At 71.0% G+C, this 19550-nt stretch carries 21 protein-coding genes; 19 read left to right on the top strand and 2 right to left on the bottom strand.

The window, feature by feature from the left end; translation table 11 throughout:
* Positions 1–17: 17 nt before the first annotated feature.
* Positions 18–1667, bottom strand: coding sequence for an alkaline phosphatase D family protein (locus OHA58_RS25685; RefSeq protein ID WP_405481658.1), 1650 nt, complete (start codon positions 1665–1667; stop codon positions 18–20).
* A 134-nt stretch (positions 1668–1801) separates the two neighbouring features.
* Here OHA58_RS25685 and OHA58_RS25680 point away from each other — a divergent pair, with 134 nt between their 5' ends.
* The 3 genes from OHA58_RS25680 to OHA58_RS25670 all read left to right on the top strand — a co-directional run bounded on the left by OHA58_RS25680 (position 1802) and on the right by OHA58_RS25670 (position 4177).
* Positions 1802–2593, top strand: coding sequence for an SDR family oxidoreductase (locus OHA58_RS25680; RefSeq protein WP_405481657.1), 792 nt, complete (start codon positions 1802–1804; stop codon positions 2591–2593).
* Between the two features lie 105 nt (positions 2594–2698).
* On the top strand, positions 2699–3160 hold the full coding sequence (locus tag OHA58_RS25675) for a lamin tail domain-containing protein (protein WP_405481655.1): 462 nt from the start codon (positions 2699–2701) through the stop codon (positions 3158–3160).
* A gap of 120 nt (positions 3161–3280) precedes the next feature.
* Complete coding sequence (locus OHA58_RS25670) at positions 3281–4177, top strand: PhzF family phenazine biosynthesis protein (protein ID WP_405481653.1); 897 nt, start codon at positions 3281–3283, stop codon at positions 4175–4177.
* Positions 4178–4211: 34 nt separating this feature from the next.
* Here the strand turns inward: OHA58_RS25670 and OHA58_RS25665 are convergent, their stop codons facing one another.
* Positions 4212–4535, bottom strand: a complete 324-nt coding sequence (locus tag OHA58_RS25665; RefSeq protein WP_405481652.1) for a nuclear transport factor 2 family protein — start codon at positions 4533–4535, stop codon at positions 4212–4214.
* Positions 4536–4742: 207 nt separating this feature from the next.
* Between OHA58_RS25665 and OHA58_RS25660 the strand changes: the two genes are divergently transcribed.
* From OHA58_RS25660 to OHA58_RS25585, 16 genes are all read left to right on the top strand, one after another.
* Entirely contained in the window at positions 4743–5315 is a 573-nt protein-coding gene (locus OHA58_RS25660) for a DoxX family protein (RefSeq protein ID WP_405481651.1), read from the top strand.
* Between the two features lie 23 nt (positions 5316–5338).
* Positions 5339–5704, top strand: coding sequence for a MazG-like family protein (locus tag OHA58_RS25655; protein ID WP_389529955.1), 366 nt, complete (start codon positions 5339–5341; stop codon positions 5702–5704).
* Between the two features lie 184 nt (positions 5705–5888).
* Complete coding sequence (locus OHA58_RS25650) at positions 5889–6446, top strand: MOSC domain-containing protein (protein WP_405481649.1); 558 nt, start codon at positions 5889–5891, stop codon at positions 6444–6446.
* Positions 6446–7036, top strand: coding sequence for a GrpB family protein (locus OHA58_RS25645; RefSeq protein WP_405481648.1), 591 nt, complete (start codon positions 6446–6448; stop codon positions 7034–7036). Before OHA58_RS25650 ends, OHA58_RS25645 begins: the two co-directional genes overlap by 1 nt.
* Positions 7037–7167: 131 nt before the next feature.
* Positions 7168–8022: a glycosyltransferase family 2 protein gene (locus OHA58_RS25640; protein WP_405485179.1), complete on the top strand. Its 855-nt coding sequence runs from the start codon at positions 7168–7170 to the stop codon at positions 8020–8022.
* An 87-nt stretch (positions 8023–8109) separates the two neighbouring features.
* Positions 8110–8385 (top strand): DUF1876 domain-containing protein, encoded by a 276-nt coding sequence (locus OHA58_RS25635; RefSeq protein WP_389529959.1) that lies wholly within the window; start codon positions 8110–8112, stop codon positions 8383–8385.
* Between the two features lie 247 nt (positions 8386–8632).
* Positions 8633–9667, top strand: coding sequence for an RNA polymerase sigma factor (locus OHA58_RS25630; protein WP_405481647.1), 1035 nt, complete (start codon positions 8633–8635; stop codon positions 9665–9667).
* Positions 9668–9802: 135 nt separating this feature from the next.
* On the top strand, positions 9803–10747 hold the full coding sequence (locus OHA58_RS25625) for an ABC transporter ATP-binding protein (protein WP_405481645.1): 945 nt from the start codon (positions 9803–9805) through the stop codon (positions 10745–10747).
* On the top strand, positions 10744–11514 hold the full coding sequence (locus OHA58_RS25620; RefSeq protein ID WP_389529962.1) for an MlaE family ABC transporter permease: 771 nt from the start codon (positions 10744–10746) through the stop codon (positions 11512–11514). The genes OHA58_RS25625 and OHA58_RS25620 overlap by 4 nt, the downstream gene beginning before the upstream one ends.
* Positions 11515–11517: 3 nt before the next feature.
* A complete protein-coding gene (locus OHA58_RS25615) occupies positions 11518–12321 on the top strand; it encodes an ABC transporter permease (protein ID WP_326776031.1) in 804 nt (267 codons plus the stop codon).
* Positions 12322–12326: 5 nt separating this feature from the next.
* Positions 12327–13562, top strand: coding sequence for an MCE family protein (locus OHA58_RS25610; RefSeq protein ID WP_405481643.1), 1236 nt, complete (start codon positions 12327–12329; stop codon positions 13560–13562).
* The gene (locus OHA58_RS25605; RefSeq protein WP_405481642.1) at positions 13559–14596 is read left to right on the top strand and encodes an MCE family protein; all 1038 of its coding nucleotides are present in this window, start codon (positions 13559–13561) and stop codon (positions 14594–14596) included. Before OHA58_RS25610 ends, OHA58_RS25605 begins: the two co-directional genes overlap by 4 nt.
* Positions 14597–14832: 236 nt before the next feature.
* Positions 14833–15858 (top strand): MCE family protein, encoded by a 1026-nt coding sequence (locus tag OHA58_RS25600; protein ID WP_405485177.1) that lies wholly within the window; start codon positions 14833–14835, stop codon positions 15856–15858.
* Complete coding sequence (locus OHA58_RS25595; RefSeq protein ID WP_405481641.1) at positions 15855–16979, top strand: MCE family protein; 1125 nt, start codon at positions 15855–15857, stop codon at positions 16977–16979. Before OHA58_RS25600 ends, OHA58_RS25595 begins: the two co-directional genes overlap by 4 nt.
* Positions 16976–18262: an MCE family protein gene (locus tag OHA58_RS25590; protein ID WP_405481639.1), complete on the top strand. Its 1287-nt coding sequence runs from the start codon at positions 16976–16978 to the stop codon at positions 18260–18262. The genes OHA58_RS25595 and OHA58_RS25590 overlap by 4 nt, the downstream gene beginning before the upstream one ends.
* Positions 18259–19536, top strand: a complete 1278-nt coding sequence (locus OHA58_RS25585) for an MCE family protein (RefSeq protein WP_405481638.1) — start codon at positions 18259–18261, stop codon at positions 19534–19536. Before OHA58_RS25590 ends, OHA58_RS25585 begins: the two co-directional genes overlap by 4 nt.
* The last annotated feature ends 14 nt before the right edge of the window (positions 19537–19550 follow it).

Below are 19550 nucleotides of genomic sequence, written 5' to 3'. Positions count from 1 at the left end.
GGGCTGGCCGGTGTCGGTTATGCCGGGCGCAGGCCCTGGTTGCCCACCGTCGTGACGAACGACGCCGCCGTGGCGATCGGGGCTCCCGGCGTCGTCACCGCCGGGACCGTCTTGAAGTCGGCCCGCGCCGATTCCTCACCGAGCGCGACCGTCACGTAGCCGCGGCGTCCGTTGTAGAACTTCAGGTGCGGGTTGGCCTGGGTGTACGTGCCCCAGTTCGCCGGCTTGTCCGCGCCGTCCTTGCCGCTGCTGATGGACGTGGCGACGATCTCCGTGCCGAGGGTCTTCGACGACGGGTCGTCGAAGTTGTCCTTGATGTCGAAGGCGTAGCCGACGTGCACGTCGCCGGTGAGCACCATCAGGTTGTCGACGCCGGCGGCCCTGGCCCCGGCGAGGACCCTCTGGCGCGAGGCGCGGTAGCCGTCCCACGCGTCCATGGACACCTTCGCGGCCGCGTTCAGGTCGAGCTTGCGCTGCGAGAAGGTGACCTGCTGCGGGACGACGTTCCACAGGGCGTTCGAGCGGCGCCAGCCGTCGATGAGCCACCGCTCCTGCGTGGCGCCGGTGATGGTGCGCGCCGGGTCGTCCGACTCGGGCCCGGGGACGTGGGACCCGTCGCCGTACGCCTGGTTGGAGCGGTACTGGCGGGTGTCGAGGATGTCGAACTGGGCCAGCTTGCCCCAGGTCAGGCGCCGGTACATCTGGGCGTCGGGGCCCTGCGGGAGCTGCGGGCGGCGCAGGGGCTGGTTCTCCCAGTAGGCGCGGTACGCGGAGGCGCGGCGGAGCAGGAACTCGGCGGGCGGGCCGTCCTTCTCGTCGATGTCGTCCGCGTAGTTGTTCTCGGTCTCGTGGTCGTCCCAGGTGACGACGAAGGGGTGCGCGGCGTGCGCGGCCCGCAGGTCCGGGTCGGACTTGTAGAGCGCGTACCGCAGCCGGTAGTCCTCCAGCGTCACGGTCTCGCGGTTGAAGTGGGCGGGCAGTACGTCGCCGCCCGTGTAGGCGCGGGCGCCGCCGGCGGAGTTCACGGCGTACTCGTAGAGGTAGTCGCCGAGGTGGAAGACGACGTCCACGGAGGGGTCGGCGGCGAGGTGCTTGTAAGCCGTGAAGTAGCCGTCGTGGTAGGCCTGGCAGGAGACCGCGGCGAGGGTGAGGGCCGAGGTGCGGGCGTGGGCGGAGGGCGCCGTGCGCGTCCGGCCGGTGCCGCTGACCCACTTGCCGGTGCGGAAGCGGTAGTAGTACACGCTGCCCGGCGCAAGGTGTTCGACCTCGACGTGGACGGAGTGGTTGAACTCGGGGTGGGCGGTTGCCGTGCCGCGCCGCACGATGCGCCGGAAGCTCTCGTCGTGCGCGAGTTCCCACTGGACGGCTATGCGCTCGGCGGGCAGCCCGCTGTCCGCCTCGTACGGGGACGGGGCCAGGCGGGTCCACAGCAGGACGGAGCCGGGCAGCGGGTCGCCGGAGGCCACGCCGAGCGTGAACGGGTCGGCGGTGATCTTGCGCGCGTCGAGCTCGGCGGCGCTCGCGGTGCCCGCGGCCGGCAGGTTCGTGGCGAAGGCGAGCGCGGCGGCGGCGCCCGTGACGGTGAGGAAGCGGCGGCGGCCCAAGTGGCCCGCCGCGGCGCGCAGTTCGGGCGAGTGCTGGTTCGGATGGCGTCCTTCGGCTGTCATGTGGCCCTCCCCTGACGGTTGTTGTCAGAGGAAATTGGAGTGCCGGGGGACGACCGTGGCCTGTCATTCGCACGGCCGCCACATGGCGGATGGGTGATCTCCGTATGACCCCTCCTGCCGTACGCTCCGGGGCCATGAACGCTCAGAACAACGCCCCGGAACCGCACGTACCGCCCGCCGTACGGACCGCCGTGGTCACCGGCGCGGGCTCCGGCATCGGCCGGGCCGTCGCCGTCGAACTGCTCCGCGCGGGCTGGCAGGTGGCGCTCGCGGGCCGCCGCACCGAGACCCTCGACGCGACGGCGGCCCTCGCCCCCGAGGCCGCGGCCGGGTCGCTCTCCGTAGGGACCGACGTCTCGAGCCCCGAGGACGTGGCCGCGCTCTTCTCCGCCGTGCGCGACCGGTTCGGCCGCCTCGACCTGCTCTTCAACAACGCGGGCACGTTCGGGCCGGCGGTCCCGGTCGAGGACCTGGAGTACGACGCCTGGCGCCACGTCGTCGACACGAACCTCAACGGCGCGTTCCTGTGCGCGCAGGCGGCGTTCCGGCAGATGAAGGAGCAGGACCCGCAGGGCGGCCGGATCATCAACAACGGCTCCATCTCGGCGCACACGCCGCGGCCGCGCTCGACCGCGTACACGACGACGAAGCACGCGCTGACCGGGCTGACGAAGTCGCTGTCCTTGGACGGGCGTCCGTACCGGATCGCGTGCGGCCAGATCGACATCGGCAACGCGGCGACCGACATGACGGAGCGCATGCAGACCGGGACCCTCCAGGCCGACGGAACGCTGGCGCCGGAGCCGGTGATGGATGTCGCGGACGTGGCGCGCACGGTGCGGCACATGGCCGAGCTGCCCCTGGAGGCGAACGTGCAGTTCGCGACGGTCCTGGCGACCAACATGCCGTACATCGGGCGCGGTTGAGAGGTTAATCTCCACAAGCGGAATGGGACCTACCGCCCTAATTCAGGGCAGCGCAGCCCGTATGCTCAGCATCTCTCCACGAGAACTTCACATTCGGAGCACACCTTGCGCATACGTTCCGCAGCCTCCGCCGCCCTGGCGGCCGGCGTCCTGACGGTCTCCCTGCTCGCCGCGTCCCCGGCCTCCGCGGCCGCTCACCAGGGCGGTCTGCATCTGGGCTACATCCAGTACGACAGCCCCGGCAGCGACAACCGGTCGAACTCCTCGCTGAACGCGGAGTGGGTGAACATCCACAACAACACCCGCTCCGCGATCCAGCTCAAGGGGTACAAGCTCAAGGACAACACCGGCTACACGTACACGTTCGGCAGCTACAACATCGGCGCCGGCAAGACCGTCAAGGTCCGCACCGGCCAGGGCACCAACGCCTCCGGTGTGCGCTACTGGGGCCGCGGCTCGTACGTCTGGAACAACACCGGCGACAAGGCCCGCCTCATCAAGCCGAGCGGCGCCCAGCTCGACTCCTGCTCGTGGGGCGACGGGCCCGGCGGGATCAGCTGCCACTGAGCCATTTCCGAGGGGGAAGGCGGGCAGCCGTTCCGCGGCCCGGAGGCAGGGGGGACCTGCCGACGGGACCGCAGGAGAACCCGGGCCGCGCTGCGGCTGCCCGCGCTACGCTCCCCTGTCATGAACACCAACTCCGACGTGCTGCGGTACACCGCGTTCACCACGGACCCCGCGGGCGGCAACCCCGCCGGTGTCGTGCTCGACGCGCGTGCGCTCGACGACGACGAGATGCTCGCCATCGCGGCGCGGCTCGGATACAGCGAGACGGCGTTCCTGATGCCGGCGCCCGGCGGCGCCCCTGCGTCCGACAGCACCCCGGCGCCCGGCGGCGCGCAGCGCTCGTACACCGTGCGCTACTTCAGCCCCAAGGCCGAGGTCCCGTTCTGCGGGCACGCCACCGTGGCGACGGGCGTGGCGCTCGGCGAGATCCACGGGCCCGGCGACTACCTCTTCGCCACGCAGGCCGGCGAGGTGCCGGTGACGGTCACTCAGGGCGCCGACGGCACCCCGCGCGCGACGCTCACGAGCGTCGAGCCGCACCTCACCGACGTGGCGCCCGACGACCTGGCCGAGGCGCTCGCCGCGCTCGGCTGGCCCGCCGCCGACCTCGACCCGGCGTTCCCGCCGCGCATCGCGTACGCGGGAAACCGCCACCTCGTCCTCGCGGCCGCAACGCGCGCGCGGCTCGCGGACCTCTCCTACGACTTCGCGCGTCTCGAGGCCCTGATGCACCGCCTCGACCTCACCACGGTCCAACTGGTGTGGCGCGCCTCGGAGTTCGTCTTCCACGCCCGTGACCCGTTCCCGGTCGGCGGTGTCGTGGAGGACCCGGCGACGGGCGCCGCCGCGGCCGCGTTCGGCGCGTACGCGCGCGCACTCGGACTCGTCCCCTCCGAGGCGGTCCTCACCCTCCACCAGGGCGAGGACATGGGCCGCCCGGGCGAGCTGACGGTGACACTGCGCGAGGGCGACCCTCGGGTCCGGGTGAGCGGCGCGGCGGTGCGGATTCCCGGCTGACCGGAAGTACTGACCGGGAGTGCCGACCGGGGAGTTACGCCTGGCCGGTCTCGAAGCGGGTCACTTTGCCGCCCGCCACGACGAACTGCCACTTCGTCCGCATCTCGCCCCAGGCGTCGTTGCTGTAGAGGGCCGTCAGGGCGAGGCCGCCCGCGGACTCCTTCTCGACCTCCATGTGTCCGTGGGAGTCGAAGATCTCGCGGCCGGTCCACTCTTCGATGTCCCGGTCGGACCCGTCGTCGGACATCGTCGCGCCGGGCGCGAGGGCGGCGCGGAAGGCCTCCCGGTCGTGGGCGTTCACCGCGGCCACGAAGGCCCGCACGGCCGGGTCGCTGAGCTTCGCTGTCTGGATGTGCATCACGTCGTCTCTCCTTCCGGCGCTACGGTGCCGGACCTTCCGGTCGTTCGTCGCCGGGCCGGGACCCCGGCCGCACGGGGCCCGGGCCCCCGGCCCAGACTCACACCGCGGCCCGGGACGCGCCACCCGAACGGGCCCGCGTACCGGGTGCCGCGGCCCGGCCTGCCGGACCGTAGGAGCATGACCTGTCACAAGCACCGTAGGACCATGACCTGTCACAAGCCTTGTGTGGACCGCAAAGACCTGGGACTGCTCGTGCTGCGCGTGGGCACGGGCGGTGTGCTCGCCGCGCACGGAGCGCAGAAACTGCTCGGCTGGTTCGGCGGCGGTGGCCTGCGCGCCACAGCCTCCGGGATGGAGGCCATGGGCTTCGCCCCGCCGAAGGCGAGCGCCCTGGCCGCCGGTGTCGGCGAGGCGGGCGGCGGCGTCCTGCTCGCCCTCGGCCTGGCCACCCCCGTCGGCGGGGCCGCCGCGGCCGGCACGATGGCCGGCGCGGTCGCGGTGCACGCGCCCAACGGCTTCTTCGCCCAGGGCGGTGGCTACGAGTACCCGGCCTTCCTCGGCTTCGTCGCGGCGGGACTCGCGGTGACCGGCGCGGGCCGCTACTCCCTCGACCATGCGCTCGGCCACGCCCTGGACCGGTACTGGATGGTCCCGGCCGCGCTCGTGGGCAGCGCCGCGGCGGCGCTCGCGGTCGTGGCGTCGCGCAAAAGGCGGGTGGGCGGGCCGGGTCCGCAGCCGGGTCCGGGGGAGTATTCCCCGGACAGCACCGACGAGTAGCCCGTCCGTGGCAGGCTGCGCGGATGTCCGACACCACGCGGCCCAGCGCCCGGCACGACCTCGCCCCGCCCACGTACGACAGCGTGTGGGAGACCGTCGACGGGCTGCATGCCTGGCTCGAATCGCACAACCGCCGCAGCGCGGACGAGGCCCTTCTGCTGCGGGTGCTGAAGCTGTCGGAGGAGGTCGGCGAGGTCGCCCAGGCGGTCATCGGCGCGACGGGCCAGAACCCGCGCAAGGGTGAGAGCCACTCCTGGCAGGACGTGGAGTCGGAACTCTGCGACGTCGTGGTGACGGCCCTGGTCGCCCTGCGCACGCTCACCCCTCAGGCCCCCGAAGTGCTGGCGGCGCATCTGCGGCGGGTGGCGGAGAGGTCGCTCGCCTCGTGATCGTCCGGCTGAACGGCGACGGATGGGCGCCGGGCGACGTGGCGGCGCGGATCGTGGAGCACGTGGGCTGAAGCCCCTTGTGTTCGCCGGGGTTAGGCTCGGCGTGGATCGCGGTCCGGACGGCCGGGATCACGGATCAGGCAACCGGGATCAGGGATCACCGGCGCGGAAACGGGGGCCCGGCATGGGCAGGTTCGACGGCGGCGAGGTCATCGCGGTCAGCAGCAACGAGACGTACTCCTTCACGAAGCCGAACCGGGAGAGCATCACGCTGCTCGCCGGGCTCGGCGTCGAGGGCGACGTGCACGCGGGCGTCACGGTCAAGCACCGCTCCCGCGTCGCGAAGGACCCGACGCAGCCGAACCTGCGGCAGGTCCACCTGATGCACGACGAGCTGTTCGCCGAGGTCGCCGAGCAGGGCCACGACGTCGCTCCCGGCGACCTCGGGGAGAACGTCACGACGACCGGCATCGACCTCCTCGCACTGCCCGCGGGCACGCTCCTGCATCTGGGCGAGGGCGGCGCCGTCGTCGAGGTCACGGGCCTGCGCAACCCGTGCCTGCAGATCGACCACTTCCAGGACGGGCTGCTCAAGCGGGTCGTCGGGCGCGACGAGAACGGGGCGCTCGTCCGCAAGGGCGGGATCATGAGCGTGGTGCGGACCGGCGGCGTGGTGCGCCCCGGCGACGCGATCCGCGTGGTCCTGCCGGCCGAGCCGCACGTCGCGCTGGAAGCCGTCTGATGATGCCCGAGTCGGAGATCCCCGTCGTCGTCCCGTACGACCCGGCCTGGCCGGAGCGAGGCCGCGCGCTGTGCGTCGAACTCGGCGCGGCGCTCGGCCCGATGGCCCTGCGGACGGAACACATCGGCAGCACGTCGATCCCCAAAATGGCGGCCAAGCCGGTCTACGACCTCCAGGTGAGCGTCACCGACCTGGACGAGGCGGAGGCCGCTTTCGCGGGCCCCCTCGCGGACCTGGGCTTCCGGCTCTCCCCCTACCGCCGGGACCACGTACCTGCGGGCCTGGACGACGTACCGGCCCGCTGGGCCAAGCGCTTCTGGTCCCGGCGCGGCACGCCCGCCGAGCCGGTCAATCTGCACGTACGCCTCGCCGGCTCCCCCAACGAACGCCTGGCCCTGCTCTTCCGCGACTGGTTCCGCACCCACCCGGAGGCGGTCACGGCCTACACCCACTTCAAGTACGCCCTCGCCTCCCGGGTCTCCGACACCGGCACCTACGCCGACGTGAAGGACCCGGTGGTCGACCTGGTGGTGGCCGTCGCGGAACCCTGGGCGGCCGAGACGGGGTGGACGGCGGAACCCGGCGCCTGATCCCAACTCCCCCTGGCTGCCGGGTGACTTCCCGATGAACGGATACGATCGCGGGCACCGCACCGGGATGTCCGAGGAATGGGGAGTCGGCCGTGGAGCAACCGCCGCGTCTGGGCGTCGCGATCGTGACGATGGGCAACAGGCCCAGGGAGGTCGACGCCCTCCTGGCGGCGGTGGCGAAACAGGACGTGCCGCCGACGCGGGTCGTCCTCGTCGGCAACGGCTCGCCGCTGCCCGACTTCACCGGCTCCGGCCTGCCCTTCACCGTCACGACCGTCGAACTCGACGACAACCTCGGCTGCCCCGGCGGCCGCAACGTCGCCCTGGCGCGGCTGCGCGGCTTCGGCGACGTGGACGTGGCGGTCGAGCTCGACGACGACGGGCTCCTCGTCGACGCGGACGTCTTCCGTACGGTCCGCGACCTGTACGCCGGCGACCCACGCCTCGGCATCGTCGGCTTCCGCATCGCGGACGAGCACGGCGAGACGCAGCGCCGCCACGTGCCGCGGCTGCGCGCCAAGGACCCGATGCGGGGCGGTGAGGTGACGGCGTTCCTCGGCGGCGGCCACGCGTTCTCGATGCGGATGCTCGCCGAGACCGGCGACTGGCCCGCCGACTTCTTCTTCACGCACGAGGAGCCCGACCTGGCCTGGCGGGCCCTGGACGCCGGCTGGAAGGTCGTCTACGAGCCGTCGCTCCTGCTCCAGCACCCCAAGACCTCGCCCGCCCGGCACGCCGTCTACCACCGCATGACGGCCCGCAACCGCGTCTGGCTGGCCCGCCGCCGTCTCCCGCTCCCCCTGATCCCGCTCTACCTCGGCACCTGGACCCTCCTCACGCTCGCCCGCACCCGGTCCGCCGGCGGTCTGCGCGCATGGGCGGGCGGCTTCGTGGAGGGCGTGCGCACGCCGTGCGGGGGCCGGCGGCCGATGCGCTGGCGCACCGCGTGGCGCATGACGCGTCTGGGGCGGCCGCCGGTGATCTGAGCCGGTTCGCAAGCGGCGGGGCGGGACGTGGTGCGTCGGGAGCCCGACAGGCGCACCCTGGAATTAGCAGTCCCGGAGGTGATCACGATGTCGGCACAGACCACTGTCGGATGGCATGTAGAGCTGGAATTCGAGGAAGACACACACCGCACGCGTGCCGCCGCGCTCGTCCGGCTCCCCGACGGGAGCGAGGTACGGGCCCATGGCTACGCGAGCCGCCACCCCTCCGACGTGAACCAGCCGCGGGTCGGCGAGGAGGTTGCGGGAGCGAGGGCACTCAACGAGCTGGCGATGAAGATGCTGACGAAGGCGCACGACGAGATCGACGAGGCGTCGGGCCGGACGTCGCACACGTTGCGGTGAGGGTCCCGGTTTTCCGGTGGGCGCCTCCCCGTCACCGGGCGATTCGGCGCGGTGACGGCGAGGCGCGGTCCTGTCCGCCGCCCCGTCGATGGTCCACCTACCTGCAAGCGGTGGTCCACTGACCACCGCTGACCAGCAACGGTGTGGACTCAATGGGCTCCGCCCCTCCACAAGCGCGGATACTGGGCGGTAATGTCGCCATCCGCCGGACGGCACGAGACCGGCGGATGAGCGCGAAGGGGCCCTCATGGCGACGGACATGCCCGCGGAGATGCGAGGGACCGACGACCGTTGGCAGCGCATGTGGAGCCACCGCGAGCACCTGCTCAAGGTGGCCCGGCGCAGGTCGATGAGTCCGGAGGACGCCGAGGACGCGGTGCACGAGGCGATGCTGCGCGCCGCGGAGCGCCCCGACCTGGACGACGAGCGCCTCGGAGCGTGGCTGACGACCGTGACCGTGCGGCTGTGCGTCGACCGGTACCGCCAGGTCAACCGTGAGGCCGAGGTGCACCGCAGCCCCACGCTCACCGCGCCGGGTCCGGTGCCCGTCGAGGAGGCGGTGTGCGACCGGGCCGAGGCCAGATGGCTGGCCGTGCGCAGCGGGGAGCTGCCCGCGCGCCAGGCCGAGGCGCTCCGGCTGAAGTCCGAGGACCTCGACGTCGGCCAGGTCGCCGTACGCATGGGGCTGAGCTATCGCACCGTGGAGTCGCTGCTCGCCAGGGCCCGGCGCACGCTGCGGAACTCGCTGGCCGGAACGCTGGGCCTCGCCCTGTTCCTGTGGGGCCGTGGCAAGCTGCGCGCGGGCGGGCACGCGCAGGCCGTGGCGGTGACCTCGACGGCCGCGACCCTGGTGGTGGCGGGGTGTGTACTGCCGTACGTCCATGGCGGGGACGGGCGGGGCGCGGCTTCCCGGCCTTCCGTGTCCCGAACGGAGAGGGCGGTCAGGGAGACCGTGCGGCCGGACGGCGTCGGCCGGGCGGTCACGCCGAAGCCCCGTGATCTGTCGGCCGCGTCGCCGTCCCACACGGCGAGGCCGAGTCGGTCGCCCGGCGATCACAACCGGTCGCTGCTGCCGCTCTCCGTGCCGTCGTTGCCGGACGCCTCGCTGTCACCGGTGCCGCCCGTCCCCGCCGTCCCCGCCGTCCCCGCCGTTCCCGGTGTGTCCGACCTGCCTCGTGCTCCCGGGCTCCCCGATCCGCCGGCCGCGTCCACGGTCCCGACGACGCTTCCGGCCGTACCGAAGTCTCCCGTCGAGGTACCGACCCGGACCGCCCTGCCGTAGAACCCCGCGCTGACGCAGCACCCTCGAAACTGACGCAGCACCCTCGAAAAAAATCCGCCGCCACCGCGACGGACGCCCCGCCCCTCCCCGTAGAGCAGTTGTACGAGCTACTCCACGGGTCGAAGGGTGAACCGGATGGGTGTCGAGATCTGTGTCGAAGGGCTGACCAAGTCCTTCGGTCACCAGGTCGTCTGGCAGGACGTCTCGCTGACGCTGCCCGCCGGGGAGGTCTCGGTCATGCTCGGCCCCTCGGGCACGGGCAAGTCGGTGTTCCTCAAGACGCTCGTCGGACTGCTGAAGCCGGACCGGGGCTCCGTGACGATCGCGGGCCGGGACATCACGAGGCTGCGCGAGCACGAGCTGTACGAGGTACGGAAGCTCTTCGGCGTGCTGTTCCAGGACGGCGCGCTGTTCGGCTCGATGAACCTGTACGACAACATCGCCTTCCCGCTGCGCGAGCACACCCGTAAGTCCGAGAGCCAGATCCGGCGCATCGTGCTGGAGAAGATGGACCTGGTCGGGCTGATCGGTTCGGAGGGGAAGCTGCCCGGCGAGATCTCCGGCGGGATGCGCAAACGGGCCGGTCTCGCGCGGGCACTGGTCCTCGATCCGGAGATCATCCTCTTCGACGAGCCGGACTCGGGCCTCGACCCGGTGCGCGTCGCGTATCTCAACCAGCTCATCGTCGACCTCAACGCGCAGATCGACGCGACCTTCCTGATCGTCACGCACGACATCGCCTCGGCCCGTCAAGTGCCGGACAACATCGGCCTGTTGTTCCGTCGCGAGCTGGTCGTGTTCGGGCCGCGAGAGAAGCTCCTGACGAGTGACGAACCGGTCGTACGGCAGTTCCTGAACGGCCGGATGCAGGGCCCCATCGGGATGGCCGAGGAGAAGGACGCCGCACAGGTCGAGCAGGAGCTGGCGCGGCTCGGTGACGTGGACCGCAAGGCCCGTCACGCCGGCAACGACATGACGCCGCGCCTGCTGCCGGGCCCCGGCATCGTCCGCCCGCCCCGCTGGGAGGCGATCGCGCGGCGCGAGGCCGAGCTGCACCGCAAGGAGGCGGCGGACGCATGAGCCTGTCACCGACCGGGGCGCTCAGGCACTCGGGAAACCTCTTCGCGATGGCCCTGGACGTGGTCCGGACCGTGCCCCGACGGCCGTTCCAGGCAAGGGAGTTCATCCAGCAGGCCTGGTTCGTCGCGAGCGTCACGATCCTGCCGACGGCCCTCGTGTCCATCCCGTTCGGCGCGGTCATCGCGCTGCAGATCGGCAGCCTGACGCGGCAGCTCGGCGCCCAGTCCTTCTCCGGGGCCGCCTCGGTCCTCGCGGTGCTGCGGGAGGCCTCGCCGATCGTCACCGCGCTGCTGATCGCGGGCGCCGGCGGCACGGCGATCTGCGCGGACCTCGGGGCGAGGAAGATCCGCGAGGAGATCGACGCGATGCAGGTGCTTGGCATCGACCCCATCCACCGCCTTGTCGTGCCGCGTGTGCTGGCGTCGATGGTGGTGGCGGTGCTGCTCAACGGCCTGGTGTCGGTGGTCGGCGTCGCGGGCGGCTACTTCTTCAACGTCGTCCTGCAGAACGGCACTCCGGGCGCCTATCTCGCCTCCTTCACCACGCTCGCCCAGCTCTCCGACCTGTGGGCGGCGGAGATCAAGGCGCTGGTGTTCGGAGCGATCGCGGCAATCGTCGCCTCGTACAAGGGACTTAACGCGAAGGGCGGACCCAAGGGGGTGGGCGACGCGGTGAACCAGTCGGTAGTGATCACCTTCATGTTGCTGTTCGTGACGAACTTCGTGATGACCGCCGTGTACTTCCAAATCGTTCCGCAGAGGGGCTGAGACATGGCGCTGCTGAAAGCCCTGGAGGAACTTGGCAGTCAACTCTCCTTCTACGGGCGCTCCTTGGCGTGGACGGGCCGCACGGTTCGCCGCTACAAGAAGGAGATCCTGCGGCTGCTCGCCGAGGTGAGCTTCGGGCGCGGCGCCCTCGCGGTCGTGGGCGGCACGGTCGGTGTCATCGCCTTCCTGTCGTTCTTCACCGGCACGGAGGTGGGCCTGCAGGGGTATGCCGCGCTGAACCAGCTCGGCACCTCCAACTTCGTGGCGTTCCTCTCGGCGTACTTCAACACCCGTGAGATCGCGCCCCTGGTGGCGGGTCTCGCGCTCTCCGCGACCGTCGGCGCGGGCTTCACCGCCCAGCTCGGCGCGATGCGGATCAGCGAGGAGACCGACGCACTCGAAGTCATGGGCGTCCCCTCGCTGCCGTTCCTGGTGACCACCCGGATGATCGCCGGTTTCGTCGCGGTGATCCCGCTGTACGTGGTCGGGCTGCTGTCCTCGTACTTCGCCGCCCGCACCATCACCACCGGCTACTACGGCCAGTCGGCGGGCACGTACGACCACTATTTCCAGCAGTACCTGCCACCGGTCGACGTGCTGTGGTCCTTCGGGAAGGTGCTCGTCTTCGCCGTCCTGATCATCCTGGTGCACTGCTTCTACGGCTATTACGCGAGCGGCGGTCCGGCGGGCGTCGGCGTCGCCGTGGGCCGCGCGGTACGGACCTCGATCGTCGCGATCAACGTCCTGGACTTCTTCCTGTCGCTCGCGATCTGGGGCGCCAACACGACCGTTCGGATTGCGGGGTGAGCCGTATGAGAGTGGTGAGACTGCGGTTGTACGGCGTCGTGTTCCTCGCTGTGCTCGCGCTGCTGCTGTCCCTGTCCGTCGCCGTGTACCAGCAGGTGTTCACGTCGGTCGTGCGGATCACGCTGGAGGCCGACAGCCTCGGCAACCAGCTCGATCCGCGCGCCGACGTCAAGCTGCGCGGGCTGCTGGTCGGCGAGGTGCGCTCGGTGCGCGCCGACGGGTCGAAGGCGACGCTCGACCTCGCGCTCAAGCCGGAGTACGTCGCGTCCATCCCGTCCGACGTGCACGCGCGCCTGCTGCCCAAGACACTGTTCGGCGAGAAGTACGTCGACCTGGTCGCGCCCGCGCACTCCTCGACCCGGCCCATCCGCGCGGGAGATGTCATCACGCAGGACCGCACCCGCGTCGGCATCGAGCTCCAGCAGCTGATGAACGACCTGCTGCCGCTGCTGCGGACCGTGCGGCCCGGCCAGCTCAACGCCACGCTGTCCGCGTTCGCCACCGCCCTCGAAGGGCGCGGCGACCGGATCGGCGACAACCTCACGCGCGTGGAGGACTATCTGCACCGCCTCAATCCTCATCTGCCGTCCCTCACCGAGGACTTCGCACGCCTTGCCGACGTCGCCGAGGTGTACGGCGACGCGGCGCCCGACCTGATGGAGATCCTGCGCAACACCGTGACCACCAGCCGCACCATCGTCGAGCAGCGGGACCGGCTCGCGGCCGCACTCTCCACGACGGCCACCGCCGCGGGCACCGCGGACGACTTCCTCCACGCGAACGGCGACCGGCTGATCACCCTGGGCCGCGTCTCCCGCCCCACGCTCGGCCTCTTCGCCCGCTACGCGCCCGAGTACCCCTGCCTCCTCGCCGGCCTGGTCCGCCAGGAGAAGGCCTCCGAACAGGCCTTCCAGGGAGGAAAGATGCACATCACCCTCGAAGTCGTGCGCCAGCAGGGGGCGTACGAACCCGGTGAGTATCCCCGCTACGGCGACCGGTCGGGCCCCAACTGCCGCGACCTGCCCCATCCGCCGGTGCCCGCGCCCGGGGTCCACCTCAACGACGGTTCCGCGAAGGGGAGTCCGGCCGGTCCGGCCGACGTCTCCGCCACCCCGGCCGAGCAGCGCGCCGTCGGCTCGCTCGTCGCGCCCGTCCTGGGCGTGCCCGCCGACGAGGTGCCGCCGGTCGCGACCCTGTTGTTCGGACCGATGGCGCGCGGGACGGCGGTGAGCGTCGTATGAGGACGTCAGGAGCCCGGCAGGCCGCCGCCCCGCTGATCAAGTTCAGCCTCTTCGCGGTGGTGACGATCCTGGCGACGGCGCTGCTCGCCGCCACCATCGTCAACATCTCCTTCACCCCCGAGCACACGTATCGCGCGGTGTTCAGCGACGTCACCGGACTGGAGAAGGGCGACGACATCCGGGTGGCCGGGGTGCGGGTCGGCGAGGTCGAGGGCATCCGGATCAAGGACCGGACCCTTGCGGAGGTCACCTTCACCGTCGGCGCGGACCGTCCGCTGCTGCACAGCACCGGCGCGGTCGTCCGCTACCGGAACCTCGTAGGACAGCGTTACGTCGCCCTGACCGAGGGCGCGGGCGACGGCACCGGGCTGAAGCCAGGGGCCACGATCCCGCTGTCGCGCACCCAGCCCGCCCTGGACCTCAACGCGCTGCTGAACGGTTTCAAGCCCCTGTTCGCCGCGCTCAGTCCCGACGACGTCAACCAGCTCGCCACCGAGATCATCCGGACACTCCAGGGCGAGGGCGGCACCGTCAACAGCCTGCTCGTGCACACGGCTTCGCTCACGACGACGCTGGCCGGCCGCGACAAACTGATCGGCTCGGTGATCGACAACCTCAACACCGTCCTGGAGACGCTGGACAAGCGCGGCGCCCGGTTCTCCGGGCTGCTCAAGCAGCTGCGGCGGCTGATATCCGGTCTGTCGGCCGACCGTAAACCCATCGGGCAGTCGCTGGTGAACATCGGCGACCTGACCGACGCCACCTCGGGGCTGCTCAAGGACGCACGTCCGCCCCTGAAGGACGACATCGCCGAGCTGACCGGTCTCACCGGAACGCTGAACAAGAACGAGAACACCGTGGAGGGCGTCCTGAAGCGGCTGCCGAACAAGCTCAACGCGCTGACAGGGACGGCGTCCTACGGCTCGTGGTTCAACTTCTACCTCTGCGACTTCGACGGCCGGATCGTGCTGCCGAAGACGAAGCAGGTGCTCACCCCTGAGCTGCACGTGGCGAGGGCGAGGTGCGGCGCATGACGAGGCACTTCCTTCCGCGCAGGACCCGTAGGCCACGCCCTGAGCCGCTGGTCAAGGTCCGCATCGAGCCGCCCAGGCTGCCGAAGATACGGCTCCTGCCGCGCCGGGCACCCCGCCCCCGCCGCCCGGAACCCCTGGTGAAAGTCCGCATCGACCCGCCCAAACTCCCCAAAATACGGCTCCTGCCACGCCGGGCACCCCGCCCCCGCCGCCCGGAACCCCTGGTCAAGGTCCGCATCGACCCGCCCAGGCTGCCCCGCATACGGATCCGTCGTCCGCGCCTCATCCCGTTCCGCGAGCGGAACCCCGTGGTGGTCGGAGCCGTCGGCCTCACCGTCCTCGCACTGCTGGCCGTGGCCGCGTTCAACGCCGACAGCCTGCCGCTGATCGGCGACGGCGAGACGTACAGCGCGGCCTTCTCGGAGGCGGGCGGCCTCAAGCCCGGCGACGAGGTGCGCATCGCCGGCGTCAAGGTCGGGAAGGTCGAGGACGTCGATCTGGACGGCGGCCACGTCAAGGTCACCTTCAAGATCAAGGGCGATCCCGGGTTCGGGACCGGGACCGGCGCCGCCATCCGCGTCAAGACCATCCTCGGCGCGAAGTATCTCGCGCTGACCCCCAAGGGACCTGGGCAGCTGCCGCCCGGCAGCGAGATACCGCTGAGGCGGACGGTTCCGGCCTATGACGTCGTGCAGGCGTTCAGCGATCTCACGACCACGACGGAGAAGGTCGACACCGACCGCCTTGCCAAGGCTCTCGACACCCTCTCCACCACCTTCCAGGACTCGCCCGCCGAGGTACGGGCGTCCATCAAGGGCCTGTCGAGGATCTCCCGGACGGTCGCCTCGCGCGACCAGGCGCTGGGCGAACTCCTCGACCACGCGAACGGCGTCACGGGCGTCCTTGCCGAGCACTCCGAGGACTTCTCCGCGCTGGTCAAGGACGGCGACAAGCTGTTCAAGGAGATCAGCAATCGGCGCAAGGCGATCCACAAGCTGCTGAAGAGCTCCGTCGCGCTCGGCATCGAGCTCTCCGGCCTGGTCGACGACAACGACAAGGAGATCGGGCCCGCGCTCAAGGGCCTGAACCGTGTGGTGCGGATGCTCGAACGCAATCAGGCGAGCCTCGACCGGAGCGTCAAGCTGCTCGCGCCCTATGTGCGGGTCTTCAGCAACACCCTCGGCAACGGCCGCTGGTTCGACAGCTACGTCCAGAACCTGGTCGCCGCCCCGGTGGTGCCGCGCACGGGAGGCACGCAGTGAAGAACCTGAAGAGGCGCGTGGCCCTGGTCACCGCACTCGCCCTCGTGGCCGCGCTCACCTACGTGCTGTGGCCGCGCTCCGAGCCGGTGCGCGTCACCGCGTACTTCCCACGCACCGTCGGCATCTACCCCGGCTCGGACGTCCGCGTCCTCGGCGTCCGGATCGGCAAGGTCGAGAAGATCACGCCGGAGGGCGACCGGGTACGCGTGGAGCTGTCGTACGACGAAGGCCGCAGGGTCCCGGCGGACGCGCAGGCCGCGATCATCAACTCGTCAGTGGTCAGCGACCGTTACGTGCAGCTGCTGCCGGTGTACCGCAAGGGCGCGGTGCTGCGGGACGGTGACGTCATCCCCGAGACGCGCACGGCCGTGCCGGTCGAACTGGACCGCATCTTCGACAGCCTGCACACGACGGCCGACGCGCTCGGCCCCAAGGGCGCCAACAAGGACGGCTCGCTGTCGCGGCTGCTCGGCGTGAGCGCGGACAACCTCGACGGCCAGGGCGAGAACCTCAACCGGACGGTCAAGGATCTCTCGCAGGCCGTCACCACCCTGTCCGACGGCCGCTCGGACCTGTTCGGCACGGTGCGCAACCTTCAGGTGTTCACGGCGGCGCTCGCCGCCGACGACAAGAGCGTGCGGTCGTTCAACACCAGCCTCTCCGAGGTGGCCGCGCAGCTCGCGGGCGAGCGCAAGGACCTCGCGGACGCACTGCGGAACCTGGGGACGGCGCTCGGCGACGTGTCGGACTTCGTGAAGAAGAACAAGAAGTCGCTGACCTCGGACGTGAAGGGCCTGAGCAAGGTGACCAAGGTGCTCGTCACCCAACGGGCCGCGCTGGAGGAGCTGTTGGACGTCGCCCCCACGGGCCTGTCGAACCTCAACAACGCCTACAACCCGTCCTCCGGCACCCTCGACACCCGTAACAACGCGCAACAGGCCCAGGATCCGGCCTCGCTGCTGTGCTCCGTCCTGAGGACGACCGGCGACGAAGGCGGCAAGAACCCCGACTGCAAGGAGCTGAAGAAACTCTTCGACTCCCTGCCCAAGGTGCCCAAGGGCCCCGCGGTCACGGGAACGGTCGACCGGACGCTCGGCGGAATCCTGGGGGCGAGCGCATGAGCGTACGACGCAAGGCCGGGGCGGTCGCGTGGGCCGCGGTCGGCTCGCTGCTGCTGTCCGGCTGCCAGTTCAACGGCTGGTACGACGTCCAGCTGCCCGGCGGAGCCGCCGCCGACGGCCACGCGTACCACGTCACCGTCGAGTTCCGCGACGTCCTCGACCTGGTGCCGCAGTCGGCGGTGAAGGTCAACAACGTCACCGTGGGCGCCGTCGAGAAGGTGGAGCTGCACGGCTGGCACGCGCGCGTACGGCTGCGGATCGCCGACGACGTGAAGCTGCCGGGCAACGCGCTCGCCGGACTGCGGCAGACCAGCATCCTCGGCGAGAAGTACGTCTCGCTCTCCGCCCCGCCCGGCAGGGCGGCGGTGGGCCGGCTCCGCGACGGCGACCGCATCCCGCTGTCCCGCAGCGGCCGCAACCCGGAGATCGAGGAGGTGCTGTCCGCGCTGTCCGCACTGCTCAACGGCGGCGGAGTGGCCCAGCTCAAGACGATCACCGTGGAGCTGAACAAGGCCCTGGACGGCCGGGAGAACCGGGTCCGGTCACTGCTCAAGGAGCTGAACACGTTCATCGGCGGTCTCGACGACCAGCGGAAGGACATCGTCCGCGCGCTCAAGGCCGTAGACCGGCTGTCGGGCCGGCTCGGGAAGGAGAAGAAGACGATCGCCCGGGCCGTGGACACGATGCCGCCGGCACTGAAGGTCCTCGCCGACCAGCGGCGCGATCTGACGAAGATGCTCACCGCCCTGTCGAAGCTGGGCAAGACGGGCTCCAAGGTGGTCAATGCCTCGCACGACGACACGGTCGCGAACCTCAAGCAGCTGCGGCCGATCCTCCAGCAGCTGAACAAGGCGGGCGACGACCTGCCCAACTCCCTTGAACTGCTGACCACTTACCCGTTCCCCCGCAACGTGGTGGGCGCCGTCAAGGGCGACTACGTCAACCTCAAAATCACCGCGGATCTCGACCTGACGGACATCTACGGCAACGTGACGGACGGGAACTCCGGCCGAAGCAAGGGCAATTCCCAGAAGCCCGACACACCCGACGTACCGGATCTCCCCGATCTCCCGGATGTGCCGAGCGTGCCGACACCCACCGCACTGCCGAGCACACCGAGCCTGCCGTCGTCCCCTTCTGTGCCGTCGGCTCCCTCGGGCGGAGGCGGTGGTGGGCCGCTGTGTCCACCGGTGTGCAAGAGCAGCTACACCACTCACGGCGAGCTGCCCGAGGGGATCAACCTCGCGCTCGCCGAGCTGATGCTGAAGGGGGTTCAGCCGTGATCACACGTACGGTCAAGGCCCAGTTGCTCGCCTTCGCCACCGTCACCGCCGTCGGGGTGTCGTACGTCGGCGCCGCGTACACCGGCCTGGCGGACGACGTCCTGGGCCACGGCTACACCGTGCGGGCGGACTTCGCCGACTCCGGGGGCGTCTTCCCCGGCGCCGAGGTCACCTACCGCGGGGTGCCGGTGGGCCGCGTCGGCGCGCTGCGGCTGACCGGCTCGGGCGGGGTGTCGGTGGCCCTGGACATCAAGGACGGCACGCGGCGCATCCCCGCGGACACCCTCGCGGTGGTGGCGAACCGTTCGGCGGTGGGCGAGCAGTACGTCGATCTGCAGCCGCGTACTACGCATGGCCCCTACCTCCTCGACGGCAGCGCCATCCCGCGCGGCAGCACCCGCGTGCCGCTGCCCACCACGGACCTCGTCCTCAGCCTGGACCGGCTGGTGAACTCGGTCGGCAAGGACGATCTGCGGGTCACCGTCGACGAGCTGGACAAGGCGTTCTCCGGCACCGGTCCGAACCTGAGCCGCCTGGTGGACTCGGGCAACGCGCTCGTCGAGTCGGCGTCCGGCTCGCTCCCCCAGACGATCTCGCTCATCGAGGACTCCCGGAAGGTCCTCAAGACGCAGGCCGACCAGGGCTCGTCCATCAAGTCGTTCGCACGCGATCTGGCCGCGCTCACCGCGCAGTTGAAGTCGAGCGACGGGGACCTGCGCAAGCTGATCGGCAACGCCACGCCGGCCGCGCAGCAGCTGAACTCACTGCTGAAGTCCACCGGGCCACGCCTTTCGGTCCTGCTGGCCAACCTGATCAGCGGTGGCCAGGTCACGCTGGCGCGCCTGCCCGGCGTGGAGCAGTCCCTGGTCACCTTCCCCGCGCTGGTTGCGGGCAGCTACACGGTCGTCCCGGGCGACGGCACCACCCACTTCGGCCTCGTGGTGAACGCCGACGACCCGCCGCCGTGCACCCAGGGGTACGGGACGGCGCGGCGCGACCCCTCGGACACCAGCACGCGCGAGGCGAACACCGCCGCGCGCTGCACGGCCCCGCGCGGCGGCAAGACGTCGGTGCGGGGCGCGCAGAACGCCCCCGGCGCGCCGGCCGCCTCCGGCGGTGCGGACCAGTCGGCGTACGTCACGCCCTACGACCCGGAGACCGGCACGGCGACCGGCCCGGACGGAACGCCCGTCGAGATCGGCTCGACGGGCGGCCAACAGACGGTGTTCGGAAGGGAGTCGTGGCAATGGCTGCTAGTCGGACCGATGGCATGAGCGGGGCCATGAGC

Source organism: Streptomyces sp. NBC_00009, from assembly GCF_045040855.1.
In the GTDB taxonomy this organism is placed as follows: domain Bacteria; phylum Actinomycetota; class Actinomycetes; order Streptomycetales; family Streptomycetaceae; genus Streptomyces; species Streptomyces aureus.
Note: the sequence above shows the minus strand (reverse complement) of the source record. Positions and strands in the feature narration are given on the sequence as shown.